We start from the raw sequence: 26,969 nt of genomic DNA on the forward strand, positions 1-26,969 counted from the left end.
GTTGTCCAGAAATAATGCAGAAGAGGCGCAGAAATTTTAGCGGCTAAAGTCACTGCCCAAATCCATATCGGCCTAGGGAAAAGCACCGTACATACTGCCCAAGTATGTACGGTATGTGATAAGTCAGCGTCCCGTGGAGTGCTCCGTATGGAACAAGCAGTCGTCATCACCAGGCAACGCCTAGATGCTGTCGTCACGGGCTATACGGTCCTGTTTTTTCGCGCTGCCCGCATGACCAGCTCATGCAGGAGTTCGTAAGGTCTTCGTAAACTAATGCAGGCAAGTAGGCGACAGATTCACCTATTGTCGAGCCTAACTGCGTCCTTTTCCCGCTCCTACTTATACGCTTGGTAGACACTCGTCTTCCCATTCTTGCCGACAAGGAGAACCTCATAGGGAAATGAGCGACCTTGATATTCAGGACCATCCATCCCTGGGGCACCGAGTGGCATCGCCGGAACACTTAAGCCAACCGCCGCTGGCCGCTCGCGCAGGAGACGGCGAATTTCCTTGGCGGGCACATGTCCCTCCAAGGCATAGCCGTTGACGCTACCGGAGTGGCAAGAGCCGTATTGCTCCGGCATTGATAGCTTCCGACGCATCTCCGACGTATCACCAACGTCGTGAGCCACTACCTGAAAGCCGTTGCTCTGAAGATGCTTGATCCAATCTTTACAGCAGCCGCATTCCGGCGTCTTCCAGACGTCAATGGTCGTTGCGCTTTGCGCTATCGCCGAAATGGGCATAGCGAGCATTGTGACGAGCAAGGCTCTGCGAAGTGGGTTGTGAAACTCGGTAGCATGAGATTGAGAATGGTCCGACATGAACAGTTACTCCAAATGCAAGTTGCTCTAAGACCGGTAAGCGGCGGCGATAGGCGCCACTGACCAGAAAAAAACCATTCGGCCCACGCCTGTGCCCCCAACAAATCACAAGGGTGCCGACGGACTTAGCACGCCGAGCCAAGCGACCAAAAGTAGGATCAGAAGCGCCGCACCGGTTTCGAGGACCAAACTGCTCCGCAAGGCCTTTACTGCCGCGCGGGTATCACCACGATCAATCGATTGTTCGAGCCTCGGCGTGAGATGGTATCGGTTCGCCGCCGCGAGACCGAGCATGGCAAAAAATAGACAAAGCTTGGCCAAGAGAAGAAGGCCATATTGGCTCGAGACCAAAGGCGACAGCGAGAGCCCAACAGTCAGCCAGTAATTGACCGCGCCAGTAACGATGAGGGTGACAACGATAAGCGTGCCAACCATCGCAAAGCCGGCAAGAGCCCGGCTCAGCCCGACAAGCTGATCGAACGAGGGAGTCTTTGCTCGACGCAGGAGCATAGCGAACGCAGCTAAGGCTCCGACCCATACCGCCGCGGCAAAGAGATGCAATATATCCGCGATCAGGTGCGGGTATCTGCGCGCACCTTCGTCCATCGCACCGTGGCCACTCCATGCCACAGTAGCAAGTGCAATCGCGGCAAGGGCAGCGACAACGCCGTGTGATGAGGCCGTGTGTCGCTGAACCGCGAAGGTCACTATGACGATGGCCGAGAGGGCGACAACGCGAACAACCCATGCGATACCAACGTCGGTACCCATCAGAATCATTTCAAAGATGTGTTGGCTCAACTCGCTGAATTGCGTCACGCCACTCATCGCTTTGGCGAGTACCAGCATGCTGGAAGCGGATATAAGCAGACCTATAACCGCTGCCCCCAGAACGAACCGGCGCACGTTTAGTTGGGCATCGGACCGAGAAAGCAGTGTCGTCCGATTCATCAGCGCAAAAGCGGGGAGGCCTAGCAGCAACAGCAAATCGACATACAAGGCGAATCGTATGGCGATAGAGAGCCAATCATCCATTTCACTTCACGCTGAAAGTCACGCTGCCAGTCATTGGATGGGTGTCGCCAGAAACAGCCCGCCAGTCGACGCGATAGGTTCCGGTCGTCAACGGTTTGGCCGGTGTGATGACCATGGTCTGGGGATCAGCGCCTGGGGAAATGTTCGCGTTGACCGGCATTGGAGCGTGGGTCATGCCAGGCATGCCAGTCATCAGCAATTTCGCGCCGGAGAACTGTGCAACCAAGGCCTCAGAAAATTTCAGTTCGATCTTGGCCGGCGCCGCGACCTCGGCATTGGCATCGGGCGTCGACGAAAGGAGTTTTGGATGGGCTTGGGCGGCAGTCGCCATAAACATGCTGACCGCAATCGCTGCGGCGCTCAAAGAGATACGGACGATAGACATCGAATATTTCCTACAAAGAAAGAAGTGGGTCGCGTCGGTCACACGACAGCTGCGTCATCCGGCCGACGGTATAGCTAACGCATTAAAACCACATCCTGACACCCGCTAACAATCGCGTTTCGGTGGGGTTCCTCCCATCGGCCCGCTTGAAATCTGCTGTATTTCCATACGACCTGTTCCACGTCACTCCCACGTAGGGAGCAATTTCGCGTCGAACCTCGTAGCGGAGCCGGAGACCGAACTCGGTGCCCGATAGGCCAGAACCGATCTCTCGAGTCCGATCGTTTTGGCCGTAGAAGTTCACCTCGGCACTAGGTTGCAGAATGAGGCGATTGGTAATCAAGACGTCGTACTCGCCTTTCAGGCGTGCCGCCGTCTGCCCGTTTTCGCCTACGTAGGCTGTGGCCTCAGCTTCGAAGTTGTAGAGCGCCAAGCCTTGCAAGCCGAAGGCTGCCCAGGTCTGCGACTTTCCCGGCTTGAAGTCATGGCGAACACCGCCAACAACGTCCCACCAAGGACTGATTGCATGGCCCCAAAGTGCTTCCACTTCGGCTTCCTCAAGCTTCCCGTTCGATCGCTCTCCTTCGGATCGTAACCAGAGCCGGTTGATGTCCCCGCCAATCCAGCCGTTGAAGTCCCAGTTCAGCGCGTTACCGTCGCGGGCGTTCTGCCACTCAAGCCGATCAAGCAAGAAGAAATAGTTGATTGCCTTGTCGTGGACGGTATGTCCGTCTGAGTTGATGAACGCCGCGGTCCTGTCCGCCTCAGTCAAGGCCGGGATAGGCGTCCTGCTTTCCGTCACGGCCTTTGAAGGCGTCGACTGCGGTGCCGTGCCGTTCGGTGCCGGCATCGCGCTATGGTCCATGCCCGGCATCTGGGCCGCATGAGGACCCGCCTGTGCCAACACTGCCGGCGCCGCCCCGAAAGTCGCCCCGGCCAATAGCACGGCTGTCAGCCCCGCCTTGCTTTGCTTCAAGAATTGCATCTTCATCACCTCATTCCTCCACACGGACTTCACGGAACATCCCCATCTCCATGTGGTAGAGAAGGTGGCAGTGGTAAGCCCAGCGCCCCAAGGCATCGGCAGTCACCCGATAGCTCCGCTTTGAACCCGGAGGCATGTCGATCGTGTGTTTGCGAACCAAAAAGTTGCCTTGTTCGTCCTCAAGGTCGCTCCACATCCCGTGCAGGTGAATCGGATGGGTCATCATTGAGTCATTCACGAGAACAATGCGAACTCGCTCACCGTACTTGAGCACTACCGGCTTCGAATCGGAAAACTTGACTCCGTCAAACGACCAGGCGAATTTTTCCATATGACCGGTCAAATGAAGCTCAATAGTGCGACTCGGCTCGCGGCCATCCGGATCTTCGAAGGTGCTCCGCAAGTCAGCGTACGTAAGAACCCGGCGCCCATTGTTCCGCAGGCCGATGCCGGGATCATTGAGCTTTGGCGTCGGTGTCATCGTCTGCATATCCACCAGCGGGTTGTTTTTCTCGGATTCAGGATGTGTTTGCATCCCCGCCATGCCTTCCATTTTGCTGTGGTCCATGCCTTGCATGCCGGTCATGCCCTGCATCTGGCTGTGGTCCATGCCTTCCATCTTGCTGTGGTCCATACCCTGCATGCCGGTCATGCCCTGCATCTGGCTGTGGTCCATGCCTTCCATCTTGCTGTGGTCCATACCCTGCATGCCGGCCATGCCCTGCATCTGGCTGTGGTCCATGCCTTCCATCTTGCTGTGGTCCATACCCTTCATGCCGGTCATGCCCTGCATCTGGCTTTGGTCCATGCTTTCCATCTTGCTGTGGTCCATGCCTTGCATCCCGGTCATGCCCTGCATTGAATCTTCCGATGCAGCACCCATGCTCCCGTGGTCCATTCCGCCCATGCCCATGTCATCCATGGTCACTATGGGCCGAGGATCCAATGCGGGCACCGGTGCAGTCAGGCCTTCGCGAACGGCAAGCGTTCCGCGGGCGTAGCCTGTCCGATCCATAGATTGGGCAAAAATCGTATAGGCTTCCTCGCTTTGCGGTTCGACGATGACGTCATAAGTCTCCGCAACGGCGATGCGGAATTCATCCACACTCACTGGCTTAACGTACTGACCGTCGGAAGCGACAACCGTCATCTTCAAGCCTGGAATCCGAATGTCGAAGTAGCTCATCGCCGAGCCGTTGATGAAGCGAAGGCGCACGCGCTCGCCGGGCCTAAAGATGCCGGTCCATCCCCCATCGGGGGCTCTACCGTTCAGCAAATACGTGTAGGTGTACCCGCTGACGTCAGCAAGATCGGTGGGGTTCATCTTCATCTGCGCCCACATCTTGCGATCAGCAAAGGTGGCAGCCCAGCCCTTGCTGCGGACGTCGCTGAAGAAGTCGCCGACAGTACGTTTATTGAAGTTGTAGTAGTCAGATTGCTTCTTGAGCTTGCGTATCAGCGCTACAGGGTCTTCGTCGGTCCAGTCGGAGAGCATGACGACGTAGTCGCGGTCATACGTGAACGGCTCAGGATCCTTCGCATCGATCACGAGCGGGCCATAGACGCCCGATTGCTCCTGAAATCCCGAGTGGCTGTGATACCAATACGTACCGTTCTGGTTGACCTTGAACTTGTAGACATACATCCCATCAGGAGCGATCCCGTGGAAGCTCAAGCCGGGAACGCCGTCCATGTTCGCGGGAAGAATCAGGCCGTGCCAATGAATCGATGTTGTGTCGCGCAACTTGTTCCGGACACGCAGCGTAACCGTGTCACCTTCACGCCATCGCAGCAGCGGACCCGGAACGCCGCCATTGATTGTCATGGCTGTGCGAGAGGCGCCGGTAATGTTGATGGGCGCTTCCTCGATCTGAAGGTCGAACTCGGTCCCCGTCAGTACGTGCGGCAAGTCCGGCGCAGAGACAGCCCACACCGGGGAGCGCCACAGTCCTAATCCACCCATGACGCCAGTAGCGGCAAGTGCGGTCACGAAGGTCCGCCGCGAGTTTTTCATTTGCATACGTCGTAGTCCACCTTAGAGTGACCGCGCGGGGCCTGTCAGCCAGCGTGGTCTGTTAAGAAGACTGTAGCTAGCTGCGGCACACGGCAACCTGTCGGGAAGATTACGTTTTTGTAATCTAGCGCGCGCGGCGTACGCTAAAGCCAACTACCGTCCGCTGTCCGTTCGACGACGCAAAGGCTCGTCCCCCATGCATGCGCGCGATCGCCCGAACAATAGCGAGGCCGAGGCCATGGCCTTCCGCACGGCCACTTCGGGCATCATCGGTCCGGTAAAACCGATCGAAAATGCGTGGTAGCGCTTCTGGCGCGATGCCGGAGCCAGGATTGCTCACCCAAATCTCCGTCTCCCCAAGTTGCTCTGTGCAAGCAATCTCGATCACACTACCCGGGGGAGTTGCCTTGATGGCATTCGAGATCAGATTTGCGATCGCACGTCGCAACAGCCGGGGATTGGCGGCCACACGGGAATCATCGTTGGAGCGCAACAAAACGCCTGCCTCTTCCAAAGATGCTTCGTAGAACTCGTGCACCTTCGCGATCTCCTGTGCCACGCTGACCTCCTGAAGGTCACGCGCGAGTTCTCCGCCATCGGCGCGGGCAAGAAAAAGCATTTCATTGATCAGCGTCCTCAGTCCGTCTAATTCCTCCAGATTGGATTCGAGGAGGTCGCGAAGCTCCTGCATGGAGTGGGCCGATGACAAGACGATCTCCGTGCCACTGATAAGCGTCGCCAACGGTGTGCGTAATTCGTGCGCCACATCAGCATTAAAGCCTTCCATCTGCTGGTAGGCCGCTTGGACGCGACCCAGCATGCTGTTGAAAGTGCGCGTAAATTCCTTGAGTTCGCGGTCAATGCCGACCTCCGGAAGACGCACTGCAAGGTTGTCCGGTTGCACTTGCGCCGCCTGCGCAGAGAGTCGACGAAGCGGGGCCAAGGATCGCCGTACCGCCCACGCCGCTAAAGCCGCTGTTACGCCAATCCACACCACACAGATGAAAAGCAGGATAGTGACGAACTGATAGAGAAACTGCGCGCTTGGCCTCGTATCAGCGGCCACGATAAGAGTCGCCCTGGGAGATAAGACTCCCTGTAGGGGCTCTTGCTTGCCGCGCATGTCCACACCATCGCGGGTACGTAGGAAGATCTCGGTGCCTGATCCGCGCGACACGATTCGCGGTGTATCTCCGCCGTAAAGCGATTTGCCCTGCTCGCTCAAGACCCACACTTTGAGGTTCTCGTGTCCCACAAGGATGTCGTTCAGCTTGCCAATCAAATCATCGTGCAAGAGATCAGCTTCCGTATGCATGCTCGCCAGGTGTTGGATCAATTCGAGCTTGCCCGCGACCTCGGTCATCTCCTGGCTCTGCACCTCACGCTTGAGCGCCCAAAACAAAGTGCATCCAGCAATGGTCGACACCACCAGCGCGATGAGCCCCAGCAGCACCGTGAGGCGTACTTCGATAGACGCAATGCGCCAGCGGTTCATTGCTCTCTTACCTCTAAGACATAGCCCATTCCGCGGACGGTATGCAGCAGCTTTTGCTCGAATGGCTCATCGATCTTCGCGCGCAACCGTCGCACTGCGACATCGATGACGTTGGTATCGCTATCGAAGTTCATATCCCAGACCTGCTCGGCAATCATCGTCCGCGACAGCGCCTGCCCCTGGCGTCGAAGCATCAAAGCCAACAACGTAAATTCTTTGGCGGTGAGATCTAGTCGCGTGCCGGCTCGGTGCGCTTTGCGCCGAGTAAGGTCAAGCTCCAGATCGGCAAGTGTCAGCGTAGTCAACTCATGCACGCGGCCTCGGCGAAGAAGAGCATGGATGCGGGCAAGCAGCTCCGAGAACGCGAACGGCTTGACCAAATAGTCGTCCGCGCCTCCTTCGAGTCCACGCACTCGGTCTTCGACCTTGTCGCGTGCCGTCAGCATCAGCACTGGCGTGTCTTTCGACTTGCGTAACGCATTGAGCACTGCAAAGCCGTCCATGCCTGGCAGCATGACGTCCAGCACGACCAGGTCATAGTTCCCTTCAGTCGCCGCATGCATCCCGTCTTGGCCGTCACGACAGATATCAACCACGTAACCCTGCTCGCTGAGGCCTTTCTTCAGGTAGTCGGCAAGCTTATGTTCGTCCTCGACTACCAAAATTCGCATGATGCATCCTCCCTGAGTGTGCTTTCGATCGGCCGTATTTACAGCTCGTTTGAAGGTTCAACGGCGCGCTGTCTGTACCCGGAACGACTGATGCCATCGGACGCAAGTTTAACCACGTCGGCGCTGGTCTCGTCCGTGCCAAACCTTCCCATGTGGCAAGGTTTGGCACATCGTCGGCAGCACGACTCAGGATCAAAATTTCTCACAATTCCTCGGGTGGCTTATCGACTAGGGACGTTTAACCTTGCGTCCATTGGCACTGGCGCAGTTGGAGCTTACGACCAACCCGCGGTGTCGAGCGCCTTCCTGGAGGTCTGTATGAACGCACCGAACACATCGTCACAGCCGACGGTTCGACCTGCACATGATGATGATGATGTGCGTGGAGTACCGCTGAAAGATCCCGTATGTGGGATGGCAACGGATCGAACATCACCGCATCACGCGACCGCCGATAACCAGGAATATTTCTTTTGCAGTGAACGCTGCGAGAGCAAATTCTTGGCTGACCCAGATCGATATACAAAGTCCCATTTACCTTTGGCGCCAGGGCGTGATCCTGCGGAAAAGTTGCATGGGTCGGGACCAGAGCCGGTACTCGCCCCGGCCGCAATGGACGTGATCTACACCTGCCCCATGCACCCCGAGATACGGCAGGACCACCCTGGAACATGCCCAAAATGCGGTATGGGACTGGAACCGGTGCTACCGCTTGAGGATGACGAAAACCCCGAGCTGTTAGATTTCCAGCGCCGATTTTGGTGGACGCTCCCGTTTACGGTGGCAGTTTTGTTCCTGGCCATGGTCGGTCATCAATTTGGCCTCATGGACATCGGAACACAGACATGGGTGGAGTTGCTGCTGACACTGCCGGTCGTGGGGTGGGCCGGCCTGCCATTCTTTCAAAGGGGATGGCAATCAGTAATCAATCGCAGCCCAAACATGTGGACGCTCATTGGTCTGGGTACCGGAGCGGCGTTTGCGTATAGCGTTGTCGCGACCATTGCTCCAGGCGTTTTTCCCCAATCTTTTTTTTCGATGGGACGCGTCGGCGTTTATTTTGAGGCGGCAGCGGTAATCATCTCCCTGACGCTGCTAGGCCAGATGCTTGAGCTGCGAGCACGATCGCACACCTCTGCGGCTATCAAGTCGTTGCTTGGACTGTCCCCCAAGACCGCGCGTAGATTGAAAGACGACGGGAATGAAGAGGATATTCCGATCACGCATGTGCACGTTGGCGACCGCTTACGCGTTCGGCCCGGCGAGAAGGTACCTGTAGACGGTGTCGTACTCGAAGGTCAGAGCTCGGTGGATGAATCGATGTTGACGGGGGAGCCCATGCCTGCCGCTAAGCGGCAGGGCGACAAGCTCATTGGAGCTACGCTCAATACAACAGGAGCGTTGATCATGCGCTGCGAACGTGTCGGCGCCGAGACGATGCTTTCGCAGATAGTGCAGATGGTCGCGCAGGCCCAACGCTCAAAGGCCCCGATGCAACGTCTTGCTGACGGGGTCGCAGGTTGGTTTGTGATCGGGGTCGTCGTCATTGCGCTTCTAACTTTCTTTGCATGGGGCCTTTTTGGTCCGGAGCCGAGCTGGGTGTTCGGGCTTATTAACGCGGTGTCGGTGTTGATCATTGCGTGCCCTTGCGCCCTGGGGCTTGCTACTCCCATGTCGATCATGGTCGCGACCGGACGTGGTGCGAGTCAGGGCGTGCTATTTCGGGACGCAGCTGCAATCGAGAATCTTAGGAAGGTCACTACGTTGATTGTCGACAAAACAGGAACATTGACTGAGGGCCGTCCTGCGTTCGAGCGCGCCATCCCGAGTGACGATTTCACAGAACATGACGTGTTGCGCATGGCCGCAAGTTTGGACCAAGGAAGTGAGCATCCTTTGGCGAGCGCAATCGTCCGAGAAGCGAATCGCCTACAACTTTCATTAGAGCCCGCGCAAGATTTTGATTCTGCTTCGGGAATCGGCGTGCGGGGCGTAGTTGCTGGCCATCTGCTGGCCCTGGGTAACACGGTGTTGATGAACCAGCTTGGTATCTCAGTCGAGCCTTTATCCGTCGAAGCAGAGCGACTAAGAGGTGAAGGGGCAAGCGTGATGTATTTGGCAGTGGATGGTCGTTTGTCCGGCCTTCTTGCTGTCTCGGATCCCATCAAGGCCAGCACGAGGGAGGCGTTAACTGACTTGCGAGGCACAGGCATGCGAATCGTGATGGCCACTGGAGACGGAGAAACCACTGCACGTGCTGTAGCCACAAAGCTTGGAATTGAAGAGGTACATGGGGAGGTCAAGCCATCCGATAAGCTCGCTCTCGTCGAAAAGCTGCAGGACGAAGGGCAGATCGTGGCGATGGCAGGAGATGGTATCAACGATGCGCCTGCCCTGGCTCAGGCCAACGTTGGGATAGCCATGGGAACAGGTACGGATGTCGCGATGAATAGTGCTCAGATCACCTTGGTGAAGGGAGATCTTCGTGGCATTGCGATCGCTCGCAATCTTTCGAACGCGACGGTGAGTAATATGAAGCAGAACCTGTGGTTTGCGCTTTTCTATAACGGACTTGGTGTTCCACTTGCAGCCGGAGTGCTCTACCCGTTTACGGGTTGGCTGCTCTCGCCCATGATCGCTGCGCTCGCAATGAGCCTTAGCTCGGCATCAGTGGTTGGCAATGCATTGCGTTTGCGCAACCAGCGTTTGCTGTCTGGCGAGAAGCTTAGTACGGGAGCGACCTAAGAGCAGGAAAGCGTCCCTTGTGCTTTTCGATGCGGCGGTGGGCAACATGGAGCAAAACTTGGGTTTCGCGCTTTACTACAAACGGCTTGGCATTCCTCACGGGGCCGATTTGCTTTAGCCATCACCGACTTGTGATAACCCGCCGCGCGTGGCGGGATTTTTCAATGTTCTTTATGTATCTATTAGGAGAGAGTCATGCAACGCGACCAAGCCACGCCGATGAAGATGGGCTATGACAGGTTTGCGGCAATGATCGCTGTATCTACCGCGTTGATGTATGGAATGATGTTCTTGAATGTCTATGAGGTTGGACACCTAGAGTACAGTCAGACTCGTATGTGGATGGCGTTTGTAATGGGGGCCGCGATGGCCTTCGTAATGATCATTTTTATGTGGGGAATGTACAAAAATCGACGAATGAATTGGCTTATTGTCAGCGGCAGTATTGTCGTATTTGCAGGGGCTCTTTGGCTTGTCCGGAGTCAGCAGACGGTCGATGACGTTTCATATATGAAAGCCATGATTCCCCACCACTCCATTGCAATTTTAACGAGCGAGCGGGCACATATAAAAGACCAGCGTGTCAGGCATTTAGCGGACGGGATTATCAGGGCACAAGTGAAAGAGATAGAGGAAATGCAGGCGCTCATTGCTGAGCTAGAAAATACTCCACCACCGAGCGACACCCAAGATTTGATGAGCTATCGACAACGTAATGCCCCTGCGCCGCTGCCGGAATGAGGTGAAATAAACGATCGTAGTTGACCTCGCCTTAATAAGTACGACCATTGTCAGCGGAGTGACGCGCAAGCGCTCGGAACTGCCTTCGCATCAATGATCCCTACTATCGTCAGCATAATCCGCCCCTCAACATCCCATCCGGCTACTGGCGGGGTTCAAATGAAAGCCTTTGAGTAACTCTCATGGCCGCTGCCGATCTAATCATGCACGTCGCCCAGATTACATCCCCACCCTTAAGCACTTATGCCGACCCTCCAGTCATCTCTAAGATTTTGGGAATCAGAAACGGCCGACGGCGTGCCCACGGTGATGAAGAGGACGTGTAGCATGAGCTGTCAATGTTGACGCCGAGCTGCGCCTGGTTGAAAGTCGCAATCGGAGAAATCGCTGCAAAGATCCTTGCGCATTTCGTTTATGTCCCGGGTCTGGTTCTCAACGATGCCCTCGCAGTAGTGGATCAGTGAGTCGTGGGATATGTCACTTTTCACTCGACAGTCTTGACTAGGTTGAAGCGCCGCGTAGTGATGGTCGCTAAAGGTTTTGAGGAATGTGCGATCGAAACGAGAACCCGGCGGCGCTTGCTCAAGAATCTGGATCAGTGACTGAGCTTCTTTTGGTAATTCCGGCGCATGAGTAACAGCGTAGAACTCGAGCAACATACGTTGAGCGGTTAGGATCTCTTCTCTTTGCATGCGATTTGCCTGTCGAGCCATTGACTTGATCTTGTCAGAGTGGGCTTTCGCAGGCGTTGCTGAGGTTTTCGGCGTTGGTGAAGTGCCTTCCTCAAGATTGTGCAAAGCGGCGTCGCGCTTCACGTCGGTCCCAGAGGCGAGCTCGGTCATCCGTAGCGCCGAATAGTGATGATCTATGATGAAAGTCAGGTAATTCTTCTCGAACTCAGCCGTTGCCCCACGGCCAGGATTTTCAGCGTGCGCCAAGGAAGCACCTAACATCGCCGCGACGGATACGGCAATAAGTGTGAGTCGAGCAGAGCTAAATTTGGTTGTTAGCATCATGGATCTCCTTTTTAAGCAATGCGGGAAAGGTCGTTGCAAAGTGCACTGCGCGGTAAAACGTCAGCAAGAACCTCGCCTGTAAATCCCTGCTAACCAGCCGACGTCAGTTCTCATGACTCCGCGTAAGATGACCTTCGGCCGCTTCGCCTATTGTCAGGGGTCACGAGCGATCGGCACGAAGAGAAGGATCGCGACGAAGAGCAGGTATTTGCAAAATGCATCTCACATTCTTCTGCTTGAGTTGATCGAGTTGCAATTTTCTCGACCATAGAAAATTCACGATCGCGCGCGAACAGTGCTGAGTAAAAAACGGTGCGCCCTGAGCCGGCGTTTTGCTGATGCTGGGAAAGAGCAGTCGGCGACGGTCCGCTACACGGGTACAACCGTTCGTTGTCAGCTTGCCGAAGGCGTATGCATCACCTCTTCGACTAACCGTGCGGCTTGCGCTGCAGTCCCTTTACGTTCGCTGTAGCGGTCAATGAGGTAATTTCACTCTGGTCGCGAATCAGCAACGTGAACTTGACCAGCTCTTCCATGACGTCGACGACGCGGTCGTAATCTGTCGGCTCTCGGCTTCTCGGCCGCAGCCACGCTGGCCTTCGTGATAGCGGCGGGCTTCATTGCCGACACGGCCAGTCTGCCGCTGGTCGTCTCCAACCTAGTGAACATCGTTTCGGCCGATTTTTTCGGTATCGGGTTTAACCGGTATGCATCGGTCATGGCGCCAGTTGACGTCGTCTCGGTTCTGGCGACGTTGGTTGTGTTGTTTCTTTACTTCCGGTCGTCGATCCCGGCCCGGTACGACGCTCCACAACTGGCGGCCCCTTTCAAGGCCATTCGCGACCGTGCGACCTTTCGCGCCGGCTGGGGCGTGCTGGGACTGCTGTTGGTCGGCTTCTTCGGCCTGGAGCCATTGGGTGTTCCGGTCAGCGCTGTAGCTGCGGTAGGCGCGGCGATCCTTGTTGCCGTTGCGGCGCGTGGGCACGTGATCGACACCAAGAAGGTCCTGCGCGGTGCCCCCTGGCAGATCGTGATCTTCTCGCTAGGCATGTACCTGGTCGTCTACGGCCTGCGCAATGCGGGCCTGACCGATCTGCTGGCACAGGCGCTCTCCTGGCTGGCCGGCCAGGGCCTATGGACCGCAACCCTCGGCACCGGCGTCATCGCCGCGGTGCTGTCATCGATCATGAACAACATGCCCACTGTCCTGATCGGCGCGTTGTCCATCGATGCCAGTCACGCCAGCGGTGTCATCAAAGAAGCGATGGTGTACGCCAATGTAATCGGCAGCGATCTTGGACCAAAGATCACGCCAATCGGCAGCTTGGCGACACTGCTTTGGCTGCACGTATTGGCGAGCAAACAGATCCGCATCAGTTGTGCGTATTACTTTAAGGTTGGGGTGATGCTGACCCGTTCCTGTGCTGCTCGTCACGCTGGCTGCCCTAGCCGCACGCCTGGCCCACTAGCAGCGGCGACACTTATGGGGTACCGGACTTTTCCATCCGCACGATGGTCATCATTCCTTCCATGCTTTCTATGCGGACCCTCACCTTGTCACCCACGTGCACTTGGCGTGCCATGGCTGCATCCTTCACCTTGAAGGCCATCGTCATGGGCGGCATGTTGACGTTTTTGAGTGCTTCGTGCTGCAAAGTCACCATGCCGGTGCTCGCATCGACCCGCTTCACCACAGCATTGGTCAACCCAGAATCAGACGGTGCGGCTTTCGCAGAAGAGGGTGCTGGCATCGCCATGCCGTCCATACCTCCCGCGGCAAACGCGGGCATGGAGACTGTCGTAACAAGCAGGGTGGTCAGGATCAAAGTCTTCATTTCAATTCTCCGTAATTTTAGAGGGTAGGTGTCTACCGGAAGGGACTGCTGATAAGTTCGATTCACATCCAGCTCGACGGATACGTCGCCGCTGCAGAAGCAGCCAGACGGCCGGTATGACAAACATCGATAGAAGAGGGGCTGTGATCATGCCGCCGACCATAGGCGCGGCAATGCGTTGCATGACTTCGGACCCGGCTCCGCTTCCCACCATGATGGGTATGAGGCCTGCGAGCACGACAGCCACCGTCATGGCTTTCGGCCGTACCCGCAGTACGGCGCCTTCACGAATCGCCTCGACGAGTGTGGCTTCGGTCCAGGGTTCTCCGGCGCGCATTCGCCGGTTCATCGCCTCTTTCAAATAGAGCAGCATCACCACACCGAACTCGGCAGCGACCCCCGCAAGGGCAATGAACCCGACTGCTGTGGCCACAGACACTGCGTGGCCTAGCATCCAGACGAGCCAGAAGCCGCCTACAAGGGCGAAGGGCACGGTCAGCATCAGCAGCAACGCATCGGCAACGGATCCGAAAGTCAAAAAAAGCAGCACGAAGATGACGGCCAGGGTTACGGGAACGACGGTGCGTAGCGTCGCCGCGGCGCGTTCCAGATATTCGAACTGGCCCGACCAATTGATGGAGTAGCCTGGTGGCAGCACCACCTTCTGTACCACCGCGCGCCGCATGCTCTGCACAGCCGAGGCGAGGTCGACGTCTCGGATGTCGACATACACGTAGCCTGAGAGGCGGGCGTTCTCGCTGCGGATCATCGGCGGTCCGTCGGTTATCGTCACTGCGGCCACATCGCTCAACCGGATCTGGGCGCCGCGATCTGTCACGATAGGCAGCCGCCGCAGGTTTTCCAGGGAGTCCCTGACCTCGCGCGGATAGCGGATGTTGATGGGAAATCGTTCCCGCCCTGCTATGACTTCGCCGACATTCTCACCACCGACAGCCGAGGCAACCACGGCCTGTATGTCGGTTACCGCCAAGCCATAGCGTGCAGCGGCGCGGCGGTCGATGTCTATTTCAACGTAGCGGCCGCCAGTGAGCCGCTCGGCCAAAGCGGAGGTCACCCCAGGCACTTCCCTTACAGCCACTTCGACCTGGGCAGCGATACGCTCGATCTGGCTCAAGTCGGGGCCCGAGATTTTGACGCCCACCGGCGTTTTGATCCCCGTAGAAAGCATGTCGAGCCGATTCCGGATAGGCGGCACCCATACATTCGACAACCCCGGCACCTTGACCGTCCTGTCCAGTTCAGCGACCAGCTTGGACGGAGTCATCCCCGGTCGCCATTGGTCGCGCGGCCTGAATTGGATGGTTGTCTCGAACATCTCCAGCGGGGCTGAGTCAGTGGCGGTGTCCGCGCGCCCGGACTTTCCGAATACGGTGGCAACTTCGGGCACGGTCTTGATGAGCCGATCGGTCTGCTGCAAAAGCTCGGATGCCTTCGCCGCCGATATACCGGGCAAAGCGGTTGGCATGTACAGAAGGTCGCCCTCATCCAAAGGCGGCAGAAATTCTCCGCCCAGACGCGAGAGGGGAATCACAGTGATGGCCAGCGCGATCAGAGCGCATCCTAAAACGATCCAGGGGCGGCGCAAGGTGGCTTCCAGCAGCGGGCGATACATCCGCACCATGGCGCGGTTGAGTGGGTTGGCGTTTTCTTGCGGAATTCGACCGCGGATCAGGTAGCCCATCAAAACGGGTACCAGCGTCACTGATAGGCCAGCCGCTGCCGCGATCGTGTAAGTCTTGGTGAAGGCCAAGGGTGAGAAGAGCTTTCCCTCCTGGCCTTGGAGCGAAAACACCGGGATGAACGAAAGCGTGATGATCAGCAAAGAAAAAAACAGCGCTGGCCCGACTTCCGCTGCGGACTCCGCGATGAGATCCCATCGCCTCTCTGTCGTCAGCGGCTGGTCGGGATGTGCGTGTCCATAAGCCTCAAGATGCTTGTGCGCATTCTCGATCATCACTATCGCAGCATCGACCATTGCCCCGATGGCGATCGCGATCCCTCCCAGGGACATCAAGTTGGCATTCACCCCTTGGTAGCGCATCACGATGAACGCCGCCAGGACGCCCAGGGGCAGCGAAATGACGGCAACCAGGGCGCTGCGAAGATGAAACAGGAACACCGCGCAGACCAAACCTACGATGATGAATTCCTCGATGAGCCTGCCCGTCAAGTTGCTCACGGCACGTTGAATCAGCTGAGACCGATCGTACGTTGTCACGACTTCGACGCCCGTTGGCAAGGAGCGTTGCAGGTCTGCAAGCTTCGCCTTGACCGCCTCGATGGTGGTCAGCGCATTCTTGCCGGAGCGCATGACAATGATGCCACCAGCTACTTCCCCTTCGCCGTTGAGCTCAGCGATCCCACGACGCATTTCTGGGCCGATCTGAATGCGTGCCACATCTCCGAGCAGCACGGGTGTACCCGCGTCATTACTGCGCAGAACCACGTTGCGAAAATCGTCCAGCGAACGTAAATACCCGGATGACCGGACCATGTATTCGGCTTCGCCCATCTCGACTACCGAGCCGCCTGCTTCTTGGTTCGCCTTGTCGAGCGCGTTCGCTATCATCGACTGGGATAGGCTATAGGCGCGAAGCTTGTCCGGATCGAGCACGACCTGGTATTGGCGCACCATCCCGCCGACGCTGGCAACTTCCGAGACATCCGGGACTGTTTTCAGCTCGAATTTTAAAAACCAGTCGTTAAATGCACGTAATTGGCCCAAGTCCTGCTGGCCGGTGCGGTCTACCAAAGCATATTCGTACACCCAGCCTACACCGGTGGCATCTGGCCCTAGCGACACGGTGGCTCCGCGGGGAAGTCGGCTCTGGACCTGGTTGAGGTATTCGAGCACCCTCGAGCGGGCCCAATACAGGTCGGTCTTGTCGTCGAACAGTACGTAGACAAACGCATCTCCGAACGAGGAATATGCGCGGACGGTCTTCGCACCAGGTACGCCAAGCAGTGTGGTGGTGAGTGGATACGTCACCTGGTCTTCGACTACTTGCGGGGCCTTGCCCGGATAGGACGCCTTGATGATGACCTGGGTGTCGGATAGGTCAGGAAGTGCATCGAGCGGGGTCTGTCTGACCGAATGGACGCCCCAGACAGCAAGCAATAGCGTTGCCAGGAGGACGAGGAGACGGTTGCGGATTGACCAGCGAATGAGACCGGCAATCATTTGTCACCTCTGGCTGGGGTGACGTCGGTAAGCTCATAGCCCGCTTCGGTTCGTTTGAAGACAAAGCGGACCGAGTCACCGACTTGGATGCCAGGAAATGCTGCGGTAGACGGCTTGCTGAAAGCCATCGTCATGTTGCCCCAGCCAAGTGCTGGAACAGGCTGGTGCGAAAATGTCATGTCGTCGGCAGTGACTTGTTCGACCTTGCCTGTCGTTTCGTAGGTGTCGGCAGCAGCAGACTTCGGCTCGGCGGTCGATGTGCTGGCATTGCTGGCCAGGCGCGGCAGGATCGACTTGAGGCTGGCTTCGGAATCGATAAGAAATTGCCCGGAGGCAACTACCGTATCGCCATCGTTGAGTCCACTGAGCACCTCGGTTTCGTCGCCGACGTCGCCGCCCAGCGTGACCTCGGCGGGTTGCAGCCTGTCATCGTCGCGTTTGACGATGACAATAGAGCGTTTGCCCGTGGTGATGATCGCCTCGGAGGGCACGGTGAGCCGTGAGCTGCTCTGCTGCCCACTGACGCGCACGCGCATCAACATCCCTGGAGTCAGTTTGCCTGCGGCGTTGTCGATCTCCAGCCGTGCCTGCAGGGTGCGGCTGCTGGCGTTGATTGTCGGCAGAATCTCCCGGATTCTTCCTTGGAAGTGATGCGTCGCATCACCAGAGAAGGTCGCATCCGCGCTCATACCAGTCTGTACCTGTAGCGCCAGGGCTTCCGGCACTTCGATAATCAACCAGATTTTCGAGAGGCCGGCGACCTTGACCAAGGTCTGGCCAGGGATGACCATCGCGCCATTCCGGACCTTCAGTTCGCTAACCACGCCAGTCTCCGGCGAGAACAGGGTAATGTGGGTTTGCGCCTTGCCTGTCCGCTCGAGGTCAGCAACGACGCGGTCAGGAATGGAGATCGCACGCATGCGCGCCCGAGCCGCCTCCAACATGCCGTCATCGGTGCCAGAGCGGCGCAGCGCCAGATACTCTTCCTGCGGGGCAATCCAGTCAGGTACAAATAGCGACACGATTGGCGCCCCTTTGTTGATCCGTTGCATGGGCGCGCTGGCGTACAGGTGCTCGATGTAGCCGGCGACACGAGTCTCCACCAGGTTCGTGCGCGATTCGTCGTACTGGGTGGTGCCGACGGCATCGAAGGCCTGCTGGACATCCTGCCGCCGCACCTTGGCGTAACGAACGCCCAAGTTATGTTGCACAGCAGGATCGATTGTGATGCCGGGCGCTCCGCCGCCTTCGTCCGCGAAAACGGGTTCGAGCTGCATGTCCATGAAAGGCGACTTACCTGGCTTGTCAAAATGCTGGGTGGGCACCATCGGATCGTGCCAGTAGAGGACTTTGCGGCCCGTCTTTGGGTCTATCTTGTCGCCATGGGCATTGACCGTTCGAGCCGGCCCGGCTACCTCGGCGCGTTGAGAACCTGCCAGGTAGCCAGCGCCTAGAAGTAGTGTGGCGATGCACAGGGACAGCGCCGCGCGCATCAGAGTTTTTTTGTTCATGTCGTTTCCTTCACTGGGCAAGCGCCAACGCTGGCGATACGACTTGGTATTGGAGCCGCGCCCAGGTCTGCGATACGGCACGGTTGAGATCGAGCACTTGCAGTTGTGCCTCCAGTTGGGCACGCCGGGCGGCAAACGTATCGGCCAAGGTCCCAGTGCCGGCACGGTACGCTGAGATAGACAACTGGACGCGCTGCTCCGTCGTGGGCAAAAGGGATCGTTTGAGTTCATCTGAGCGGCGCCGGCCGCTATCAAGCAGTGCCACCTGAGTCCGGATATCCGCTTGAACCGACCTTTGCGCCTCCTCGTACATCAGGCGGGCCCTTTCGGTAAGCATGAGTTTTGCGGCGATCGTTCGGTCTTGGCGCTTTTCCCGGTTGATGGGTATCGGAATCCTGACGCCAACGGAGACCATGTCTGAATAGGCTCCTCCGCGCTGCTGGTAGGACACTTCCCACGTCCAATTCGGATAGCGTTCGCTAGTCGCCACCGCTGCATCAGCGGTGGCCACGGCAACATCCTCGGCTGCGATGGCAAGGGTCGGCTGAACTCGGCGCAGTTCGTCCGCGGACAGCGTCGGCACGGACGACTCTGGCGGAGGAGGCTCGCCGGTCACGTCCACGACCGTCTGTCCAGTCCAACGGGAAAGGCCAATCAACGCCGTTTCATACGACTGTTGTGCCTGAAGATCCAAATCCTGGGTTTGCGCAAACATGGCCTGCGCTTGCACGACGTCCGCGGCCGAAGCCTTGGCACCCCTGTAGGACGCCTGCGTGGCCTTCAGTTCCTGGCTCATGTGATCTACCAGCGCGCTTCGCATGACGAGCGCCTTTTTTGCGTAAGCGGCATCGAGCCACGCCAGGGCAGTCTGTTGCCGGATGTCTGCCACTTGCGCAAGATAGGCAGATCGAGCCTGGCCGACCATCTCCTTGGCAAGAGCTGACCGCAACTGGCGCTTTTCGGCTGAAACCCATTCCTGTTCAATGCCCACGCGGCGCATGGTCATGAAATCCTGGCCAATGGTGAACCCTTGCGATCCACCGGTGGGCAGGTTATCGATTCCTGCCTTGAGCATCGGATCAGGTAACTGGCCCTCGCTCACTGCACTTTCTGAACTGGCACGTATCGAGATCTGCGCAGCCTGGACCGCCGCAGAGCGCTGCGACGCTGCCTGGAGAGCGGCGTCGAGAGTAAGGGGCTCGGCGTGTGCCTGGGCCCAAACGCATGAAAAACTAATTGCCGCGCTAAGCATTTGCGCGTGCAGCCGCATCTGCCGACGTGGCAGTGCGTTGATAACGAAGGTGAACATGTTCCAACCCCAACAACGGAACCCAACGGGCGTTCCCGTCCTGCGCGCAGGACGAACTCACTACAAGGCGACGTGCCTATGCAGTGAACCTATCGAATAAACGGGTCAGAGCGTGCGGGGAGGTCGCCAGAGTCCATTCGGATCGCTAACGATAAGCGGGTGCACGTAGAAGCACGCCACCGGAGTAAGGCGCTCGGCCGGACGTGCTACGTCGGCGTGGGGTGCTGGATGGTACAGGCTGCCTAATTGGCAGTGCACGGAGGTCTTGCAGGTCGGAGAGTCAGTGTGATCCGAAGCCCGCGACGACTCCATCGTGTCGCAGTCGGCCACGCCTTCCATCTGAGCAATCTCATGTTCTTCGAGCATGCTCTTCTGCATAGGGCAGGGGCCGGCCAAGCCGGTGGCCGCCAGCCCAGACATGGGAAGCGCCATACACAGCAGAAGGACAAGCAAAGCCCGAAAAAGTCGCATAAGGAATTACAGGTAACGCCGGGTCGGAGCGGACGTAACAATAAAATTACGGGCGCTGTATAGGCTTTTAGCATCAATCGAGCGCAGGCGATGGCTCGAACTAGGCTAACTTGGCAATAACTGCGCAATGCAACACACCATTTTATTTTAGCGGCTAAAAAAACGGTGAAGATTCGTACCTTGAGGACAGGGCGGACGGTCCAGATGACAGAAATGTAATCTGGCCGTTCGCATTACGTCATGCCCGGAGGGTATGATGCGTGGCATGAGGACGCCATTTCCCGGGTGTTCTCGACCTGAGCTGCCTCTGCAAGGCCGGCCCGATCCGATAGTCGTTGTTCTCACTGTTTCTTCATGCGGCGTTTTTTTGTCATCCTGCTCCTGGCAATCCTGCCTTTCCAACTTGTTTGGGCGAGTGCGGCTACCTATTGCGAGCACGAGGCAGAGTCGGTTTCCACGAAGCACTTCGGACACCATCTCCACATTCACAAATCCGATGGCGACAGCACGGAGCTGAAGGTCAAAGTCCACCACGATTGTTCGGTGTGTCACACCGTCGCCGGGCAAGCGGTGCTGCAGCAAATTCAGCATTTCCCCGCGTCCATGGCGGGGACCACATTGCACTGGTCGCCTCCCGAACCACAGCCTGCTATCGCGCCTTCGTCAGTCCCAGAACGTCCGCAATGGACGCGTCTCGTGTAACGGCGAGACGACTTCTAACCCCCAACCTACGCGTCTCGTCGAAATCCCTGGATCAACCCTTGGTGTATTTCGATGCGAAGACTTCTGTTACTGCCGATCATGGCCGTGCTGGTTTACAGCACGCCGGTAAACGCGCAGCCGTTCACTTACCAACCTTCAACTGACACGTCGGCGCCCGCCGACGAGCGCTCCGGACCGCTGAACCTTCAGGCCGCGCTGGCCTTGACTGCCGCTCGCAGCCGCGGACTGGCGGCAGCCGTCAAGGAAGTGGATGCCATGCAGGGCGGCGTCATCCAGGCAGGTGTCAGACCCAATCCTGAACTTGGCATCGACTTGCAAGACACGCGGCGTGACACTCGCACGACTGCGGGGACGATCAGCATCCCCATCGAACTCGGTGGGAAGCGTGCCGCGCGGGTGACAGCCGCCGAGCGTGCCAGAGGCGTCGCGATTGCAGATCTTTCCGCGGTGCGGGCCGATCTGCGGGCGCAGACCGTGGCGGCCTTTTTCAACGTGTTGATCGCGCAGGAACAATCGAAGCTGGCCGTCGCATCGGCCGACGTCGCCGCTCGCGGATTCGACGTGGCCTCGCGTCGCGTTGCGGCAGGCAAGGTATCGCCTCTCGAAGAGACCCGAGCAAGCGTCGAACGCGCCAATGCCGATCTCGAAGTCCAGCAAGCCGGTTTCCGGCTGCGCACCGCGCGCCAGCAGCTCTCGTCGTTGTGGGGGAACGCTCAGCCGAACTTCACCGAAGTCATCGGCGATCTCGATGCCCTGCCGTCACGGCCTCCTGCGCTGGAACTTGCTCAGCGCCTAGATGAGTCGCCGGAGCTGGTATTGGGTCGCGCGGAAATCGAACGCAGACGTGCGGTGGTGGGTCTGGAACGCGCCCGGCGCTATCCCGACGTGCGCCTGACGGTGGGCTCGCAGCGCAACAATGAGCTGGGCCTTACCCAGACGTTGGTCGGTGTCTCGATTCCCCTGCCTCTATTTGATCGGAATCAGGGCAATCTGTACGAGGCGCTGGTGCGCGCCGACCAGGCGGAGGATATCTACGCGGCGACGTACATCCGCCTGGTCAGTGACCTCGAAACCGCTTCTAATCAACTGGAATCTTCCAGGACCGGCGCGGCCACCCTCCAGGCGCAAATTGTTCCGAGTGCTCAGGAAGCTTATCGAGCCGCCACGCTGGGATTCGAAGCAGGAAAGTTCGGCTTTATCGACGTCCTGGATGCTCAGCGCACCCTGTTCCTCGCACGCATTCGCTACATCGCGACGCTCGCGGAATCCTATCAAGCAGCCATCGCGCTGGATCGCATACTCGGTCGCTGACCAGGAATCATCATGTCTATTTCCACAAAGCAAAAAGGTGTCATGGCAGCGATCATCATCGCTGGCGTGATCGGCATTGCCGGCGTCCTGTTTACCGGTCAAGGGCTCGGTTCCTCGGAAAATGCGGAGGATGAGCATGCCGACCACTCCGAGAGTGAAGGCAAGCGAGAAGCCGCCGCCGAGAGTAACAACGTCGAAGGCAAGGGTGCCGAAGACAAGGAAGAAGATCACGCGGACGAGGGGCTGGTAAAGCTCACGGATGCGCAAGTCAAAGCGTCCAATATCCGGTCGGGCATGATGGGAAGCGCTGTCATCGAGCAGTCAAGGTCGTTCCCAGGTGAAATTCGATTCAATGAAGACAAGACGGCGCACGTCGTCGCCAGGCTGGGGGGTGTCGTAGAAAGCGTTCGCGCCGAGATAGGCCAGCAGGTCCGCAAAGGTCAAACGCTGGCGATCATCGCCAGCACGGTGCTGTCTGACCAACGCAGCGAATTCAATGCGGCTCAGCGTCGGCTTGAATTCGCCAATACCACGCTCGCTCGGGAAAAGACATTGTGGGAACAGAAGATCTCGGCGGAACAGGATTACCTACAGGCGCGTGCCGCTCAACAGGAAGCCCAGATCGCGGTTCAGAACGCGAATCAGAAGTTGAACGCGATCGGCGCGAGTCCGGCTTCGTCGTCTCTCAACCGGTTTGAACTGAAGGCACCATTCGACGGACTCATCACCGAAAAACATATTGCCCTTGGCGAAGCCGTGGGGGACACAACCAATGTGTTCACGATGTCCGACCTGACGACGGTGTGGGCAGAGTTCATCGTGTCACCTCAGGACTTGTCAGCTGTGCGAGTTGGCGAAAAGGTGACCATATCGTCAAGCGCGCTCAAGGAGTCGAGCTCGGGCGTTGTGTCTTACGTCGGATCGCTTCTGGGCGAACAGACTCGCACGGCACGGGCGAGGGTGACGCTTTCGAATCCTGGCATGGCCTGGCGACCCGGTTTGTTCATCACGGTGCAGGTGCGCCAGGCACAGCAGAATGTGCCTCTCGCGGTACCCAGCGACGCTATTCAGTCGGTTGAAGATAAACCCTCGATTTTCGTGAAAGTGGCGGAGGGGTTCAAGGCAGTACCTGTGACTCTGGGCCGTACCGATGGTGTCAATACCGAAATTCTAGATGGTGCGACTGCCGGTACTGAGTATGCGGTAACCAACACGTTCACGTTGAAGGCGGAGCTCGGTAAAGGCTCGGCCGAGCACGGTCATTGAGGCATAACATCCATGTTTGAACGCCTCATTCGTTTTGCCATCGATCAGCGATGGCTCGTCATGCTCGCCGTCTTCGGAATGGCGCTATACGGCATTTACAATTATTCGCGTCTTCCGATCGACGCCGTTCCGGACATTACCAACGTACAGGTTCAGGTCAATACCGCGGCGCCCGGCTATTCTCCTCTGGAGGCCGAGCAACGGATCACGTACCCGATCGAAACCGCCATGGCGGGTCTGCCTGGTATTCAACAGACCCGATCCATTTCGCGTTATGGACTGTCGCAAGTAACCATTATTTTCAAGGAGAACGTCGACATCTATTTCGCCCGGCAACTGGTCAACCAGCGTCTACAGGAAGCGCGTGAATCCATTCCGCCCGGAGTTTCGCCAACGCTGGGGCCGATTTCGACCGGTCTCGGCGAAATCTACATGTGGACCGTAGAGGCAGACGAAGGCGCGAAGAAGCCGGATGGGCAGCCCTATACTCCGACGGACCTGCGTGTGATTCAGGATTGGGTCGTCAAGCCTCAGTTGCGCACCGTTCCCGGTGTTACGGAAATCAATACGATTGGCGGCTTCTCGAAAGAGTACGTCGTATCGCCAAACCTCGAGCGACTTGCATCATACGGATTGACGCTTGCCGACGTAGTACTGGCACTCGAACGTAACAACGTCAACGTCGGGGCGGGTTATATCGAAAGAGGCGGGGAGCAGTATCTGGTTCGGGCGCCCGGTCAGGTGCGCTCGATCCAGGATGTCCTGGATGTGATCGTCAACAGCGTGCAAGGGCAGCCTATCCGCGTTCGCGATCTGGCAACCGTCGACATCGGCCGTGAACTGCGTACAGGCGCTGCCACGGAAAATGGTAGGGAAGTCGTGCTGGGTACGGTGTTCATGCTCATCGGCGAAAACAGTCGCGCCGTATCCCAAGCCGTGGACGCGCGCCTGGCGTCAATCAACAAGACGCTGCCGCCCGGCGTGAAGACAGTGACGGTGTACGACCGCACGAATCTCGTTGACAAGGCCATCGCGACGGTAAAGAAGAATCTGCTCGAAGGCGCCGTTCTGGTCATCGTCGTACTTTTCCTGTTTTTGGGAAACATCCGTGCGGCGCTGATTACCGCATTGGTGATTCCACTGTCGATGTTGTTCACGTTCTCGGGAATGGTGTCCTACAAGGTCTCCGCCAATCTGATGAGTCTGGGTGCGCTGGACTTCGGGATCATCGTGGATGGTGCCGTGGTGATTGTGGAAAATTGCGTGCGGCGTCTGGCTCATGCGCAGGCGCTCAAGGGCCGCTTGCTGACGCGCGCGGAGCGTTTCGAGGAAGTGTTTCAAGCGTCCAAGGAAGCTCGCCGCCCTCTCATCTTCGGCCAGTTGATCATCATCGTCGTGTACCTGCCGATCTTCGCGTTGAGTGGGGTCGAGGGGAAGATGTTCCACCCGATGGCAATGACTGTCGTCATCGCTTTGCTCGGTGCGATGATCCTGTCTGTCACTTTCGTTCCCGCAGCAGTCGCATTGCTGCTCAACAATAAAGTGGCCGAAAAAGAGAATCGACTGATGGCTTGGGCCAAGGCGCGGTATGAACCGCTCCTGGACCTGGCACTGGCCAACACGCCTGTCACGCTGACGATCGGTGTGGTCGCGGTTGCGATGTCGGTCGCCTTGGCAACCCGCCTCGGCACGGAATTCATCCCGAATTTGAACGAGGGGGACGTTGCAGTCCAGGCGCTGCGTATTCCCGGCACCAGTCTGACGCAGTCGGTCAACATGCAGATCGAACTGGAAAACAGTGCGTTGAAAGTGCCAGAGGTGTTGAGGGTCTTTTCTAAGATCGGCACGGCGGAAGTTGCGAGCGATCCGATGCCACCCAACATTGGCGATACCTTCATCATTCTGAAGCCGAAAGACGAGTGGCCGGAGCCCCGTCGAACCCATGACGAAATCGTGGCATCCCTCGGCGAAGTGTTTGCCAAAATACCGGGAAACAACTTCGAATTCACCCAGCCGATCCAGATGCGATTCAACGAACTCATATCTGGCGTTCGTAGCGATGTAGCCATCAAGATTTTTGGTGACGATATGGACGTCTTGAACAAGACGGCTGCGCAGATGGTCGCCGTGTTGAGCGGCATTTCCGGGTCCCAATCGGTAAAAGCCGAGCAGACCACGGGGCTTCCGATGTTGACGATCGGTGTCGACCGGCAAAAGGCCGCACGCTACGGCGTCAGCATGGCCGATGTTCAGGAAACGATCGCCACTGCCGTCGGAGGCAGGGAGGCCGGGATCTTCTTCGAGGGTGATCGCCGTTTCGACGTTCTCGTTCGACTTCCGGACGACGTTCGTTCCGACGTCGAAGCTCTCAAGCGCATACCGATCGCCTTGCCCAAGACTGCCGATGCCCGTACATCGTTCATACCGCTGGCTGAACTTGCAAACTTCGACCTCGCGCCTGGACCAAACCAGATCAGTCGGGAAGATGGCAAGCGCCGCGTTGTGGTCAGTGCGAACGTCAGGGGCAGGGATCTGGGATCGTTCGTCGGTGAGGCCGAAGCGAAAATCGCTTCGTCGGTGAAAGTTCCGGCCGGGTATTGGACCACTTTCGGAGGCACGTTCGAGCAGCTCGAGTCGGCCACTGCCAGACTGAAGTTGGTGGTTCCGATCGCACTCCTGCTGGTATTCGTCCTTTTGTTTGCGATGTTCGGAAACGTCAAGGATGGGCTGATGGTGTTTACTGGGATTCCCTTTGCGCTGACGGGTGGCATTCTGGCGCTCTGGCTGCGTGATATTCCTCTGTCAATCACTGCGGCCGTAGGATTCATCGCTCTGTCGGGTGTTGCAGTGCTTAACGGATTGGTGATGGTGTCGTTCATCAATGGGTTAAAGCAAGAAGGCAGGAATCTGGACGAGGCGGTGCATGTGGGCGCATTGACTCGTTTGCGCCCTGTGTTGATGACGGCTCTGGTCGCCTCATTGGGCTTCGTTCCAATGGCGCTGGCCACCGGAACGGGAGCAGAAGTCCAACGTCCTCTGGCGACGGTCGTCATCGGAGGCATCATTTCGTCGACCGCGCTCACACTTTTGCTGCTGCCCGTGCTGTACCGGTGGTTACACCGGCGCGAAGCGGATACCGATGTCAAGACAGTATAGAAATAGGCCCGGCACGGAAAAACTGCATTATCACGGGGCGGGAGGCAGTCAAAAAGCGCTTGTGATGGCGCTTTATCTGACCGGCTTTTTCATGTTCGCGGAAGTAGGCGGGGAGGTCCTGACACACGGTCTGGCGCTCCTCTCCGCCGCCGCAGCTAGTTCTGACATGCTGGTTGGTTGCGATCGTCGAACTGGTCGTCAACCTCATCAGCATGCCGCTATTGAGCGCAGGCAAGGAGGAACGCATGAATTTCCGGGGCGCTTACCGCGATCG

At 57.7% G+C, this 26,969-nt stretch carries 19 protein-coding genes and 2 pseudogenes; 7 read left to right on the plus strand and 14 right to left on the minus strand.

The window, feature by feature from the left end:
- Nucleotides 1-335: 335 nt before the first annotated feature.
- The 7 genes from ACNANG_RS26220 to ACNANG_RS26250 form a co-directional block, all read right to left on the minus strand.
- On the minus strand, nt 336-824 hold the full coding sequence (locus tag ACNANG_RS26220; protein WP_420227698.1) for a DUF411 domain-containing protein: 489 nt from the start codon (nt 822-824) through the stop codon (nt 336-338).
- Between the two features lie 105 nt (nt 825-929).
- Nucleotides 930-1,859, minus strand: a complete 930-nt coding sequence (gene copD / locus ACNANG_RS26225; protein ID WP_407792276.1) for a copper homeostasis membrane protein CopD — start codon at nt 1,857-1,859, stop codon at nt 930-932.
- A gap of 1 nt (nt 1,860) precedes the next feature.
- Nucleotides 1,861-2,244 (minus strand): copper homeostasis periplasmic binding protein CopC, encoded by a 384-nt coding sequence (gene copC / locus ACNANG_RS26230; RefSeq protein ID WP_407792277.1) that lies wholly within the window; start codon nt 2,242-2,244, stop codon nt 1,861-1,863.
- A gap of 82 nt (nt 2,245-2,326) precedes the next feature.
- Nucleotides 2,327-3,229 (minus strand): copper resistance protein B, encoded by a 903-nt coding sequence (locus ACNANG_RS26235; RefSeq protein WP_407792416.1) that lies wholly within the window; start codon nt 3,227-3,229, stop codon nt 2,327-2,329.
- A gap of 10 nt (nt 3,230-3,239) precedes the next feature.
- Nucleotides 3,240-5,249, minus strand: a complete 2,010-nt coding sequence (locus tag ACNANG_RS26240) for a copper resistance system multicopper oxidase (protein ID WP_407792278.1) — start codon at nt 5,247-5,249, stop codon at nt 3,240-3,242.
- A gap of 118 nt (nt 5,250-5,367) precedes the next feature.
- The gene (locus ACNANG_RS26245; protein WP_407792279.1) at nt 5,368-6,738 is read right to left on the minus strand and encodes a heavy metal sensor histidine kinase; all 1,371 of its coding nucleotides are present in this window, start codon (nt 6,736-6,738) and stop codon (nt 5,368-5,370) included.
- Complete coding sequence (locus ACNANG_RS26250; protein WP_407792280.1) at nt 6,735-7,409, minus strand: heavy metal response regulator transcription factor; 675 nt, start codon at nt 7,407-7,409, stop codon at nt 6,735-6,737. Before ACNANG_RS26250 ends, ACNANG_RS26245 begins: the two co-directional genes overlap by 4 nt.
- Nucleotides 7,410-7,727: 318 nt before the next feature.
- On the opposite strand from ACNANG_RS26250, the gene ACNANG_RS26255 reads away from it, so the two are divergent.
- Together ACNANG_RS26255 and ACNANG_RS26260 are read left to right on the plus strand one after the other, a co-directional pair.
- Nucleotides 7,728-10,154 carry a heavy metal translocating P-type ATPase gene (locus ACNANG_RS26255; RefSeq protein ID WP_407792281.1) on the plus strand — a complete coding sequence of 809 codons (2,427 nt, stop codon included), beginning with the start codon at nt 7,728-7,730 and terminating at the stop codon, nt 10,152-10,154.
- Between the two features lie 225 nt (nt 10,155-10,379).
- Nucleotides 10,380-10,895 carry a DUF305 domain-containing protein gene (locus ACNANG_RS26260; RefSeq protein WP_407792417.1) on the plus strand — a complete coding sequence of 172 codons (516 nt, stop codon included), beginning with the start codon at nt 10,380-10,382 and terminating at the stop codon, nt 10,893-10,895.
- A 335-nt stretch (nt 10,896-11,230) separates the two neighbouring features.
- On the opposite strand, the gene ACNANG_RS26265 is transcribed toward ACNANG_RS26260, so the two are convergent.
- Nucleotides 11,231-11,911: a DUF305 domain-containing protein gene (locus tag ACNANG_RS26265; RefSeq protein ID WP_407792282.1), complete on the minus strand. Its 681-nt coding sequence runs from the start codon at nt 11,909-11,911 to the stop codon at nt 11,231-11,233.
- Nucleotides 11,912-12,304: 393 nt separating this feature from the next.
- A pseudogene (locus ACNANG_RS26270) lies at nt 12,305-12,489 on the minus strand (arsenical resistance protein ArsH); the annotation flags it as partial.
- On the opposite strand from ACNANG_RS26270, the pseudogene arsB reads away from it, so the two are divergent.
- Nucleotides 12,471-13,380 (plus strand): annotated as a pseudogene (gene arsB / locus ACNANG_RS26275) (arsenical efflux pump membrane protein ArsB); the annotation flags it as partial. The pseudogenes ACNANG_RS26270 and arsB sit on opposite strands and share 19 nt — an antisense overlap.
- A 12-nt stretch (nt 13,381-13,392) precedes the next feature.
- Here the strand turns inward: arsB and ACNANG_RS26280 are convergent.
- Genes ACNANG_RS26280 through ACNANG_RS26295 form a run of 4 tightly spaced genes read right to left on the minus strand, consistent with a single transcriptional unit; the run spans nt 13,393 to nt 19,768 of the window.
- The gene (locus tag ACNANG_RS26280) at nt 13,393-13,746 is read right to left on the minus strand and encodes a copper-binding protein (RefSeq protein ID WP_407792283.1); all 354 of its coding nucleotides are present in this window, start codon (nt 13,744-13,746) and stop codon (nt 13,393-13,395) included.
- 1 nt (nt 13,747) lies between these two features.
- Nucleotides 13,748-16,948 (minus strand): efflux RND transporter permease subunit, encoded by a 3,201-nt coding sequence (locus ACNANG_RS26285; protein ID WP_407792284.1) that lies wholly within the window; start codon nt 16,946-16,948, stop codon nt 13,748-13,750.
- Entirely contained in the window at nt 16,945-18,459 is a 1,515-nt protein-coding gene (locus ACNANG_RS26290) for an efflux RND transporter periplasmic adaptor subunit (protein WP_407792285.1), read from the minus strand. The genes ACNANG_RS26285 and ACNANG_RS26290 overlap by 4 nt, the downstream gene beginning before the upstream one ends.
- Nucleotides 18,460-18,469: 10 nt before the next feature.
- Nucleotides 18,470-19,768 carry a TolC family protein gene (locus tag ACNANG_RS26295; RefSeq protein WP_407792286.1) on the minus strand — a complete coding sequence of 433 codons (1,299 nt, stop codon included), beginning with the start codon at nt 19,766-19,768 and terminating at the stop codon, nt 18,470-18,472.
- Between the two features lie 825 nt (nt 19,769-20,593).
- Between ACNANG_RS26295 and czcI the strand changes: the two genes are divergently transcribed.
- The 4 genes from czcI to ACNANG_RS26315 all read left to right on the plus strand — a co-directional run bounded on the left by czcI (nt 20,594) and on the right by ACNANG_RS26315 (nt 26,695).
- Nucleotides 20,594-20,941 carry a cation efflux protein, CzcI family gene (gene czcI, locus ACNANG_RS26300; RefSeq protein ID WP_407792287.1) on the plus strand — a complete coding sequence of 116 codons (348 nt, stop codon included), beginning with the start codon at nt 20,594-20,596 and terminating at the stop codon, nt 20,939-20,941.
- A 72-nt stretch (nt 20,942-21,013) separates the two neighbouring features.
- Entirely contained in the window at nt 21,014-22,273 is a 1,260-nt protein-coding gene (locus ACNANG_RS26305) for a TolC family protein (protein WP_407792288.1), read from the plus strand.
- A 12-nt stretch (nt 22,274-22,285) separates the two neighbouring features.
- Nucleotides 22,286-23,539 (plus strand): efflux RND transporter periplasmic adaptor subunit, encoded by a 1,254-nt coding sequence (locus ACNANG_RS26310; RefSeq protein WP_407792289.1) that lies wholly within the window; start codon nt 22,286-22,288, stop codon nt 23,537-23,539.
- A 12-nt stretch (nt 23,540-23,551) separates the two neighbouring features.
- Nucleotides 23,552-26,695, plus strand: a complete 3,144-nt coding sequence (locus tag ACNANG_RS26315; RefSeq protein WP_407792290.1) for an efflux RND transporter permease subunit — start codon at nt 23,552-23,554, stop codon at nt 26,693-26,695.
- On the opposite strand, the gene ACNANG_RS26320 is transcribed toward ACNANG_RS26315, so the two are convergent.
- On the minus strand, nt 26,682-26,942 hold the full coding sequence (locus ACNANG_RS26320) for a hypothetical protein (RefSeq protein WP_420227699.1): 261 nt from the start codon (nt 26,940-26,942) through the stop codon (nt 26,682-26,684). The genes ACNANG_RS26315 and ACNANG_RS26320 overlap by 14 nt on opposite strands.
- Nucleotides 26,943-26,969 lie beyond the last annotated feature (27 nt).

This window comes from Pigmentiphaga litoralis (genome assembly GCF_048632615.1).
In the GTDB taxonomy this organism is placed as follows: Bacteria; Pseudomonadota; Gammaproteobacteria; order Burkholderiales; family Burkholderiaceae_B; genus Pigmentiphaga; species Pigmentiphaga litoralis_B.